The organism is Azoarcus taiwanensis (genome assembly GCF_012910885.1).
Classification (GTDB): Bacteria; Pseudomonadota; Gammaproteobacteria; order Burkholderiales; family Rhodocyclaceae; genus Azoarcus_F; species Azoarcus_F taiwanensis.
The window spans coordinates 1-10,187 of sequence record NZ_WTVM01000136.1 but is presented as its reverse complement, the minus strand read 5'-3'; the positions used below and the strand labels follow the sequence as shown (position 1 = coordinate 10,187).

At 62.2% G+C, this 10,187-nt stretch carries 11 protein-coding genes and 1 tRNA gene; all 12 read right to left on the bottom strand.

The genetic code is table 11. The features are described 5' to 3' along the window. On the bottom strand, nt 1-1,752 hold a 1,752-nt coding region (pheT, locus tag GPA21_RS16755; protein ID WP_168989258.1), incomplete at its 3' end, for a phenylalanine--tRNA ligase subunit beta. 8 nt (nt 1,753-1,760) lie between these two features. Next, nucleotides 1,761-2,792 carry a phenylalanine--tRNA ligase subunit alpha gene (gene pheS / locus GPA21_RS16750; RefSeq protein ID WP_168989257.1) on the bottom strand — a complete coding sequence of 344 codons (1,032 nt, stop codon included), beginning with the start codon at nt 2,790-2,792 and terminating at the stop codon, nt 1,761-1,763. A gap of 66 nt (nt 2,793-2,858) precedes the next feature. Continuing rightward, nucleotides 2,859-3,218, bottom strand: coding sequence for a 50S ribosomal protein L20 (rplT, locus tag GPA21_RS16745; RefSeq protein ID WP_168989256.1), 360 nt, complete (start codon nt 3,216-3,218; stop codon nt 2,859-2,861). A gap of 12 nt (nt 3,219-3,230) precedes the next feature. Next, the gene (gene rpmI, locus GPA21_RS16740) at nt 3,231-3,428 is read right to left on the bottom strand and encodes a 50S ribosomal protein L35 (RefSeq protein WP_159691467.1); all 198 of its coding nucleotides are present in this window, start codon (nt 3,426-3,428) and stop codon (nt 3,231-3,233) included. Nucleotides 3,429-3,571: 143 nt separating this feature from the next. Next, nucleotides 3,572-4,090 (bottom strand): translation initiation factor IF-3, encoded by a 519-nt coding sequence (infC, locus tag GPA21_RS16735; protein WP_168989259.1) that lies wholly within the window; start codon nt 4,088-4,090, stop codon nt 3,572-3,574. A gap of 28 nt (nt 4,091-4,118) precedes the next feature. Next, nucleotides 4,119-6,038, bottom strand: coding sequence for a threonine--tRNA ligase (gene thrS, locus GPA21_RS16730; protein WP_168989255.1), 1,920 nt, complete (start codon nt 6,036-6,038; stop codon nt 4,119-4,121). A 159-nt stretch (nt 6,039-6,197) separates the two neighbouring features. Further along, a tRNA-Val gene (locus GPA21_RS16725) sits at nt 6,198-6,274 on the bottom strand. 60 nt (nt 6,275-6,334) lie between these two features. Then, nucleotides 6,335-7,114 (bottom strand): 3'-5' exonuclease, encoded by a 780-nt coding sequence (locus GPA21_RS16720; protein ID WP_168989254.1) that lies wholly within the window; start codon nt 7,112-7,114, stop codon nt 6,335-6,337. Next, complete coding sequence (locus GPA21_RS16715) at nt 7,111-7,533, bottom strand: YdbL family probable chaperone protein (RefSeq protein WP_168989253.1); 423 nt, start codon at nt 7,531-7,533, stop codon at nt 7,111-7,113. The genes GPA21_RS16720 and GPA21_RS16715 overlap by 4 nt, the downstream gene beginning before the upstream one ends. Next, on the bottom strand, nt 7,530-7,712 hold the full coding sequence (locus tag GPA21_RS16710; protein ID WP_246262026.1) for a hypothetical protein: 183 nt from the start codon (nt 7,710-7,712) through the stop codon (nt 7,530-7,532). Before GPA21_RS16710 ends, GPA21_RS16715 begins: the two co-directional genes overlap by 4 nt. Before the next feature lie 54 nt (nt 7,713-7,766). After that, nucleotides 7,767-9,782: a hypothetical protein gene (locus GPA21_RS16705; RefSeq protein ID WP_168989251.1), complete on the bottom strand. Its 2,016-nt coding sequence runs from the start codon at nt 9,780-9,782 to the stop codon at nt 7,767-7,769. 55 nt (nt 9,783-9,837) lie between these two features. Further along, nucleotides 9,838-10,187, bottom strand: a 350-nt coding sequence (locus GPA21_RS16700) for a pyridoxal-phosphate dependent enzyme (RefSeq protein ID WP_168989250.1), incomplete at its 5' end; no start/stop codon positions are given.

Sequence of the window (10,187 nt, the reverse complement as noted above, 5' to 3'; positions counted from 1 at the left end):
AACCGGCTCACCGTCCGCCTTCACTTCGAAACAGCGTCCGGTTTCGAACACCCGCACCCGCGACTGCTGACGCTTGCGATTGGCCGCGAGCGTGGCAACCAGTCCCGGAATCAGGCTGGAGCGCATCACGCTCATCTGACTGGCGATGGGGTTGGCAAGCCGAATCGGATTGTTATTGCCACACAGGTCGCGCTCCCACGCTTCGTCGACAAAGGCGTAGTTGATCACCTCCTGGTAGTCACGATCGGTGAGCAGGCGGCGCAGACGCCAGGACGCCCGGGTGGCTTCCGGCACATCGAGCATTTCGAGTGGCCCACGCGGCGCAATCGCCGGGACCTCGTCGTAGCCATGAAGTCGAACGATCTCCTCGATGAGGTCTTCCTCGATCTCGATATCGAAGCGATAGGAAGGCGGTGTGACGACAAAGCCTTCACCGTTGCGGGTGACCGGAAGTCCGATACTCTCGAGCAGTCGCTGCATCACATCGTCCTCGAGCGCGACACCCAACACCTTGCGCACACGTGCCGGACGCAGGCTCACCGGCTTGCGCTGCGGCAGGTCCGACCGGGAGACCGCCTCGACGACCGGGCCGGCTTGCCCGCCGCAAAGCTCGATGATCAGCCCACTGGCCCGCTCGATGGCGGTGCGCGCCAGTTCGAAATCCACGCCGCGTTCGAAACGGTGCGACGCATCCGATGTGAAGCCGTAGCGACGTGCGCGTCCGGCGACTGCATCGGGCGCAAAGAAGGCGCTCTCGAGAAATACCTCTGTGGTGTCGAGCGTGACGCCACTGTCCTCACCCCCCATGATGCCGGCCAGCGCAAGCGCGCGCGTTTCGTCGGCGATCAGGAGCGTGTCGGCGTCCGGCTCCACGGTTTGCTCGTTGAGCAACAGCACCGACTCGCCCGCCGTCGGATAACGGACATGGATTGCGCCGCTGAGCTTCGCGTCGTCGAACACGTGCAGAGGCTGGCCGAGCTCGAGCATGACGTAGTTGGTGATATCGACCAGCACGCTGATTGCGCGCACGCCGCTGCGCTCGAGGCGCTGCTTCATCCAGTCGGGGCTGGCCGCACGCGCGTTCACCCCCCGAATGATGCGACCGCAGTAGCGCGGACCGGCGGCGGGTGCGTCGAGCACGATCTCGCGCCGATCATCGATCTGCGCAGCGAGCGGTTGGACCTGCGGCAAGGTGAGAGGCGCGCCGGTCAATGCCGCGAGTTCCCGCGCGATACCGGCGATGCTCAGGCAATCCGCTCGGTTGGGCGTGAGTTTGACGGTGAAGCTCATGTCGTCGAGGCCGAGCAACTTGCGAACGTCGGCTCCGATCGGAGCGTCGGGTGCCAGCTCGAGCAACCCACTGTGGTCCTCGGACAGTCCAAGCTCGCGTGCCGAGCACAGCATGCCGAAGGACTCCACGCCACGGAGTTTCGCAGCCTTGATCTCGAAGCCAGGCAGACTGGCACCGACACGGGCAAGCGGCACCTTCATGCCGACCGCTGCATTGGGTGCGCCGCAGACGATTTGCAGCAACGCCCCCGAGCCGTCATCCACCGCACAGACCTTGAGCTTGTCGGCGTTGGGATGCTTTTCCGCATTGACGATGGCAGCCACGACCACGCCGGAGAACGGCGGCGCGACCGGATCACATTCCTCGACCTCGAGACCCGCCATCGTCAATGCGTGACCGAGGGCGTCGCTGTCGAGTTGCGGATTGCACATGGTCCGCAACCAGTGTTCCGAAAATTGCATGGTGATCCTTACTTGAACTGACTCAGGAAACGCAGATCGTTGTCGAAGAACAGGCGCAAGTCGCCGATGCCGTATCGCAGCATGGTCAGCCGATCGAGACCCATGCCGAAGGCGAAGCCGGTATACCGCTCCGCATCGATACCGCCCATGCGTAGCACGTTGGGGTGCACCATGCCGCAGCCGGCGATCTCCAGCCAGCGCCCCTCCAGAGGCCCGCTCATGAAGGCGACATCGATCTCGGCGCTGGGCTCGGTAAAGGGGAAGAACGAAGGTCGGAAGCGAACCTGCAAGGCCTCGGACTCGAAGAACTTGCGCAGAAAGTCCGCAATCACGCCCTTGAGGTCGGCAAAGCTCACACTCTCACCCACCCACAGGCCTTCGATCTGGTGAAACATCGGCGAGTGGGTCGCGTCCGAATCCACGCGATACACCCGGCCGGGCGCGATGACGCGCAGGTCCGGCATGCGATCACGCTCGCCGAAACGCTCCACATGGGCAACCATCGCGCGGTTCTGCACCGGGCTGGTGTGGGTCCGCAACAACACGTCCTGACGGCCTTCGATGTAGAAGGTGTCGTGCATCGAACGGGCCGGATGGTTCTCCGGCGTGTTCATCGACGTGAAGTTGTGCCAGTCGGTCTCGATCTCCGGGCCGTCGGCGACGATGAAGCCGAGCGATGCGAACAGGGTTTCAATCCGTTCGAGGGTTCGGGTGACCGGGTGCAAGCCGCCCTGCCCACTGCCACGGCCCGGCAAGGTCACGTCCAGCGCCTCGGAGGCAAGCTGCGCACTGAGCCTTTCTGCGCGCAGACTTGCGCGTCGCGCTTCAAGCGCGGCTTCGACCGCACTCTTTGCACGATTGATCTCGGCACCTGCGGTGCGCCGCTCTTCGGGCGGCAGCTTGCCCAGGCTCTTGAGACGCTCGGTGAGCGACCCTGACTTGCCCAGGAACCGCGCCTTGACCTGATCGAGCTGGGCGGTGTCCGACACTGCGGCAAAGGCGGCCACCGCTTCTTCAACGAGTTGATCGAGCTTGTCCATATGCTTCGCGTGGGGAAATGGGAAAAAAAAAGGAGGCCAGGCCTCCTTTTTTCGTGCCGCCGAAGATCAGGCGGCGAGTTTGGCCTTGGCTTGTTCGGCGAGCGCCGCAAAAGCGGGCTTGTCGAACACGGCCAGATCGGCCAGGACCTTGCGGTCGACGTCGATGGCGGCCTTCTTGAGACCGTTCATGAACGTGCTGTAGGTCATGCCCAGCTCGCGCGAGGCGGCGTTGATACGGGCGATCCACAGGGAACGGAACTGGCGCTTGCGCTGACGACGGTCACGGTAAGCGTACTGACCGGCTTTCATCACCGCCTGCTTGGCGATGCGATAGACGTTCTTGCGACGGCCGCGGTAACCCTTGGCCTGGTCGAGGACTTTCTTGTGACGTGCGCGTGCGGTTACACCGCGTTTAACTCGGGGCATTGCGGTCTCCTATCAAGCGTAAGGCAACATGGCGCGGATCAGCTTCTGATCGGCGGCATGGACTTCGGTCATTCCGCGCAGCTGGCGCTTGGACTTGGTCGTCTTCTTGGTAAGGATGTGGCGCTTGAACGCCTGGGACCGCTTGATCCCGCCACTGGCGCGCACCTTGAACCGCTTGGCGGCACCACTCTTGGTTTTCATCTTGGGCATCTGAAACTCCTGTTTTTGACATGCCGTCAGGTAGTGCCGGACTTCGACACGTTTGATACCTGACACCACTTGTTTTGCAGCGTGTCGCCACGCTGCCATTCCGCGGGGCACCTTGCGGCACTCCACTGAATTCTGCCGGGTGATCAGTGCTTCTTCGGCGCGATCACCATCACCATCTGCCGCCCTTCCATCTTGGGCATTTGCTCAACCATCGCGATCTCGTCGAGATCCGCACGGATGCGCTCGAGCTGGCGCATGCCGATTTCCTGGTGGGCCATTTCCCGCCCGCGGAAGCGCAGCGTCACTTTGGCCTTGTCACCCTCGCCCAGAAACCGTTTCAGGTTGCGCAGCTTGATCTGGTAATCGTTTTCATCGGTACCTGGACGCAGCTTGACCTCCTTGACCTGCACCTGCTTCTGCTTGGCGCGGGCTTCGTGAGCCTTCTTCTGCTCCTGGTACTTGAACTTGCCATAGTCCATGACCTTGCAGACGGGGGGCTCGGCCATCGGCGCGATCTCCACGAGATCCAGGCCGGCTTCTTCAGCGACATCGAACGCCGCACGCAGCGACACGATACCGAGTTGTTCTCCGTCTTCCGATACCAGTCGGACTTCAGGCGCGTTGATCTCTCCGTTTACGCGCTGCTTCTTATCCTGAGCGATGGTTCAATTCTCCAAAAAAACAAAAAAATCAGACCGAGCCGGCCTTCGTCTCGACTTCGAGACGCCAGCGCTCGATCAACGTATCGAGGGGCATTTGTCCCAGGTTCTGGTTACCCCGAGCGCGCACCGCGACGACACCGGCTTCCTTTTCCTTCTCGCCGATAACGATCTGATACGGGAGCTTGTGCACGCTGTGCTCGCGGATTTTATAGTTTATCTTCTCGTTTCGCAAATCGGTTTCGACACGGAAACCCGCCTTGCGCAAACGTGCGGCAACCTCGCGCACATAATCGGCCTGCCCTTCCGAGATGTTCATTACCACCGCATGAACCGGAGCAAGCCACATTGGCAGTGCGCCAGCGTAGTGTTCGATGAGAATGCCGGTAAACCGCTCGAGCGAGCCGAACAGGGCTCGATGCAGCATCACCGGACGCTTGCGGGTGTTGTCCTCGGCGACATAGCTGATGTCGAAGCGCTCCGGGAGGTTCATGTCAACCTGCAGCGTGCCGCACTGCCAGTCGCGGCCAATGGTGTCACGGAGCACGAACTCGAGCTTGGGTCCGTAGAACGCCCCTTCTCCCGGAAACAGCTCGTAGGCCATGTTCATGTGCTCGAGCGCAGAGGCCAGCGCCCCTTCCAGCTTGTCCCAGGTCTCGTCGGTTCCGATGCGGTTTTCCGGACGGGTGGACAGCTTGATGCGGATGTTCTCGAAACCGAAGTCCTTGTAGATGTCGAGAATGAGCGCGACGACGTCCTTGCACTCCTGCTCCATCTGCGCCTCGGTGCAGAATATGTGGGCGTCGTCCTGGGTAAAGTGGCGAACCCGCAACAACCCGTGCAGCGCACCCGAAGGCTCGTAGCGGTGCACCTTGCCGAATTCGGCCATGCGCAACGGCAGGTCACGGTAGCTCTTGAGACCCTGCGCGAACATCGACACCGCGCCCGGACAGTTCATCGGCTTGAGGGCGAAAACGCGATCGTCCTCGGTTTGCGTGGTGAACATGTTCTCGCGGTAGTTCTGCCAGTGACCGGACGTTTCCCACAGACCGCGATCCATGACGTCCGGCGTGTTGACCTCGACATAGCCGGCCTCTTCCTGGCGCACGCGCATGTAGTTGATCAGGGCCTGAAACAGTGTCCAGCCCTTGGGGTGCCAGAAGACCGAGCCCGGTGCATTCTCCTGGAAATGAAAGAAGCCCAGCTGTTGACCAAGCTTGCGGTGGTCGCGCTTCTCGGCTTCTTCGAGCATGTGCAGGTAACCGTCAAGCTCGTCCTTCTTAGCCCACGCCGTGCCGTAGATGCGCTGCAGCATCTCGTTCTTCGAGTCTCCTCGCCAATAGGCACCGGCCACCTTGGTGAGCTTGAAAACCTTCAGCTTTCCGGTGTTCGGCACGTGCGGGCCGCGGCAAAGATCGATGAAATCGCCCTGACGGTAGAGCGAAACATCCTCTGCCTGAGGAATCGAGGCAATGATCTCGGCTTTGTAATGCTCCCCCTCGGACTTGAAGAACTCGACCGCTTCGTCGCGCGCCCACACCTCCCGACTCACCGGGATCTCGGCCTTGGCGAGTTCAGCCATCCGTGCCTCGATCTGCTCGAGATCCTCAGGCGTGAAGGGGCGCTTGTAGGCGAAGTCGTAGTAGAACCCGTTCTCGATCACCGGGCCGATGGTGACCTGGGCATCCGGGAACAGTTCTTTCACCGCGTGTGCAAGCAGGTGAGCGGTCGAGTGCCGAATGATCTCGAGCCCTTCCGGCGTCTTGTCCGTGACAATGGCCAGATCGACGTCCGTCTCGAGCCGGTGGGACAGATCCACCATGCGGCCGCCCACTTTGCCGGCGAGCGCCGCCTTGGCCAGTCCCGCACCAATCGATGCGGCCACCTCGGCCACGGTGACCGGGTGTTCGAAGCTGCGTACCGATCCGTCTGGGAGCGTGATGTTGGGCATGGCTTTGCCTCTTTCAGTTGGGGCGACTGCAGATTTTAGAATTTGTGGACGAAAAAAAAGTGCGGCCGAGCCGCACTTTTTTATGGAGCACACGCGAGCCCGACTGTTCAGTTACCGGCTGCGGTGGTAGTTCGGGACATCTCGTCTGCTCCTGGGTGTTGGTAGGCGCGATTGGATTCGAACCAACGACCCCCACCATGTCAAGGTGGTGCTCTAACCAACTGAGCTACGCGCCTGCTAAGAGCCGCGAATTATAATGATCCCGTCGCGACTGTCAAAGCTTTTTTTGCATTGCGTCACCAGGACGCGAGGTACGCACGCCAGTGCTCTGCATCGACACGCCCGAGCGCCTCGCGAACCACTTCGCACTCACGTTCGAAACCTGCGTTGTCGATTTCTCCCCGCATGCGCTGAAAGCCGAGATACACCAGATAGGTGTTCACCACGTCTGTCTCGCAGTAGTCACGGATCTCTGCAACGCGCCCTTCGAGCCATGCCTGCCACACTGCCGAGCCATCCATGCCGAGCTTGCCCGGAAAACCCATGAGCTTGGCCATTTCGTCGAGCCGTGCGCTGGCTCTCGGCTGGTAAAGCGCAAGCAGATCCATGAGATCCAGGTGGCGGTTGTGGTAACGGCTGATGTAGTTGTTCCACTTGAAGTCACGCGAGTCGCCGTAATCGCCCTCGCCCTGATCCCAGTAACGCGGCGCCGACACCCCGTGAATCAGCCCGCGATAATGCAGCACTGGCAAATCGAAGCCGCCACCGTTCCAAGACACGAGCTTTGGCGTGAAGCGCTCGATGCCGTCGAAGAAACGCTGGATGATCTCGCCCTCGCCACTATCGGGCTCGGATAGCGAGAACACCCGGAACTGATTGGCATCGCGCATTGCACAGGAGATCGTCACGACCCGTTGCAGCGGCAACTGCATGAAGTCGCTTCCGGTACTCGCCCGGCGCTGCTGGAATGCGAACTCCGCGACCTCGAACTCGTTCAGTTCAGCGGGCAGGTCGTGCAGCTTTCGTATGCCGTCGACATCTGGGATGGTCTCGATATCGAAGACGAGAACGTTCATTTCTGGGTCCAGCCGCCCGCCCCCTCGACCCACCAGCCTCTCTGCGCCCGGTCGATCCAACGTTGCGCAAAAGTGCGACGCACATCCGGCTCCCAATCAGGACGGTTGTTGGCCCGCGCAATCTCACGGTACAAGGCGGCGCGATCGGCATTCTCCGCAGCGACCAGCGCATTGACCTGGCCACGCTGAGCCAACGGCACTGCGGAGGCGTCACGCAACACGACGGTACCGTCGCGGGAGAGCCCGACTGCACCGGATGCGTAAAGCGGGGCGAGATCTGAGTGGCGCTTCTGCATCGAGGACTGGAGCGCCGAGATCGCAGGGGTGTTGATCTCGAGATTGCCCTGTGCCGCGAGCCCCGAGGAAAGCGCGAGCATCAGCGCCAGGACGGCAAGACGAACAATTGCTGAGACGCTCATTGCGTTTCTCCGGTGGTTTCAGCAGGCGCGGAGGCAGCGGGATCCCGCAATTGCCAGACCTCCTCGATGATCCGGTCGGCGGCGGCTTCGGCCGCCGCAGCCGGGAAATAGATGTTGATCGTCACGCAACCTGCACTCAGTGAGGCCAGCGTGGCGACCAGCACAAGTGATGGAGCCATTCTCATCGATACATTCCTTGTCGTCTGTACTGAACGCTTAACGCGCCACCCTTGTTATTCGATGACCGGACCCGTGTTTGAAGCGATGGCCCCCTGGAGACGCGCAAGCAGCTCCTGCCAATCGACGCGCCGATTGTAGCCGATGACGTTGAGGGACGGGACGCCACCGCCGCGGACGATGACGAACCCATCATTCGGCCCGGCGCTGTCTCCGGCAATGCCCCCCATCAGGCATACGCCTTCGGAGAGTCTGCATGACAAGCCGAGCTCGCGGTAACCGAAGCTCTCGAAGAAACCAAGAAAGCCCCGCTGCAGGGCCATCACCGCACCGCCGCCACCGAGCGCACCGATGTTCTGCACGGCACGCTGGCTGATCCGTCGGGCGTACCGGCCGGGGCTGCTGCGAACGGTCGCGTCGAACGCCACCGGACGCCATCTCACCAGCTCGAGCCCGAGCACGTCGGCATCGATGAATCCGGTCACGTTACCGAAGGCGAAAGTGTCGGTGATCTTTCCGAGATCGAGATTGCGTGCCTCGAGGTCCGCGGTGAGGTAGGCCGCCACGCCCAGGGGTTCTCGCAGCTCGAGTCGGGAAACACGGACATAACCGCCGAATATCGAGATGACCAGGGTGCCGTCGAGCGACAAGGAGCCCGGCTGAACCACCAGCGCGGGAAGCGCGGCCGAGAGCACGCCCGACATCACCGGCATCCCAACGGCGCGAGTCAGGCTCTCCAGGGAAAGCGGTTCGATGAAGGCACCCCCCTGGCCGTACCAGCCGTCCGCCCTGCGCTCCAACGACAGGTCCGACACGACCAGTCTGCCATCCAGCACCGGGACGCTGACGGATTCGAAATCCACGGCATTGTCGTGCACATGGGCTTCGACTCGAAAGGCATCCAGCGACAAGGACTCCCAGTTGGCAGCCCCGACATCCAGCCTGGCAAGGCCAGACTCGAACGCCCGCCACGGCACCACGCCATTGACGGGACCAATGCCGAACAAGCCATCATCCAACGAGACGCTGACATCGCTGAAGGAAACATCGACCGCCATCAAATCGCCGGACTCGTATCTCCCGCCGGCGCTGACAAGCCCTTCGAACTGAATGCGATCACTCAGTGCGGGAGCGACCAGCGGCATCAGATAGCGGGAACCGATCACCGACAGATCCGCGTCTGCAATCGCAAGCGCGCCCGACACCACACGCAACGGATCGACCTCCAGACTCGCGCGCAACTCGATGGCGCGCACACCGTCAATCTCAAGCTTGGCGCCGTCCAGACTCAACCGCTTGCCGTCGAAGCGACCCGAAAGATCGGCCTTCAGCCCCGACTCGAGATACAGCGGATGCACATAGGCTTCACCCGCGGTCCAGTCCACGCCCATCGACCACTGCCACCCGGCCTGATCGCGAGCAAGCCGGCCCGCGAGCCTCAGCCCGATACCTTCGGCCGCATTGAGCCCACCGCCGGCGACAAAGCCACCATCGCTCAGCCGCAGATCGAAGGTGACCAAGGTCGACTCGGTTGCCGCCCTGCCCACTGCGCTGCCGGAGATACGGCCTTGCGGAGCATATTCCGACAACAGCGGCAACAGGGCGCTCAATCTGGCAACGCTGGTTTGCGAGAGATCCGCGCGGAACGACCCGTCGGGCAACAATCCGAGCGCCAGGCTCTCGCCCTCCGGTGTCTGAAGCCTGATCTGAAGCCGGTTCCGGGCCACGTCGAACTCGAGGTCCACCCTCGCACGCTCGAGCAGCCCGGGCAGCTCAAGCCGCCCGCCTCGACATCTGACCCAGCCGTCTGCGAGTTCCAGGCGTGAGCACGCGAGATCGAGCGCATGCAGCACGAAACCACCAAACTCGGCCCTGGCAATACGCAAACGCGCCGGTTGGGCCTCGTCTGCGACCGACAGGCTCACCCCTTCCAGCGTAACGAGCGGGTGTTCCAGTCGCGCCAGATCCAGTCGCAAGCCTTCCGCCGATACCGCGACCGAATGAATCAGGGCCGCGGCAAGCAGGCAGAGTCTGAGGCCCGTAACGAGGCGACGGACTGTCAGGACAAGCAATCGACCGAAACCGCAGAAGTCAGGGCGATGTCGCCGACAGCGAATCGCCACCGGCTCAGCCGGGGAAGACACCTGTCGACAGATAGCGGTCTCCGCGATCGCAGACGATGGAGACGATGACCGCGTTCTCGGTACGCTCGGCGATCCGCAGTGCGACATGCAACGCACCGCCGGAGGAAATACCGGCGAAGATGCCCTCCTCGCGCGCGAGCCGGCGCGTCATCTCCTCGGCATCGGCCTGGCTCACGTATTCCAGCTGGTCGACCCGCGGCTTTTCGTAAATCCGCGGCAGGTACGCTTCGGGCCACTTGCGGATACCAGGGATCTGCGATCCTTCTTCGGGCTGGCAGCCGACGATGCGAATCGCCGGATTCTTCTCCTTGAGGTAGTGCGACACCCCCATGA

What these genes read in the sequence shown, in the direction of transcription:
- pheS (WP_168989257.1), bottom strand. Translation starts at nt 2,792, where the DNA reads ATGGACAAGCTCGATCAACTCGTTGAAGAAGCGGTGGCCGCCTTTGCC.
- rplT (WP_168989256.1), bottom strand. Translation starts at nt 3,218, where the DNA reads ATGCCCCGAGTTAAACGCGGTGTAACCGCACGCGCACGTCACAAGAAA.
- rpmI (WP_159691467.1), bottom strand. Translation starts at nt 3,428, where the DNA reads ATGCCCAAGATGAAAACCAAGAGTGGTGCCGCCAAGCGGTTCAAGGTG.
- thrS (WP_168989255.1), bottom strand. Translation starts at nt 6,038, where the DNA reads ATGCCCAACATCACGCTCCCAGACGGATCGGTACGCAGCTTCGAACAC.
- GPA21_RS16720 (WP_168989254.1), bottom strand. Translation starts at nt 7,114, where the DNA reads ATGAACGTTCTCGTCTTCGATATCGAGACCATCCCAGATGTCGACGGC.
- GPA21_RS16715 (WP_168989253.1), bottom strand. Translation starts at nt 7,533, where the DNA reads ATGAGCGTCTCAGCAATTGTTCGTCTTGCCGTCCTGGCGCTGATGCTC.
- GPA21_RS16710 (WP_246262026.1), bottom strand. Translation starts at nt 7,712, where the DNA reads ATGGCTCCATCACTTGTGCTGGTCGCCACGCTGGCCTCACTGAGTGCA.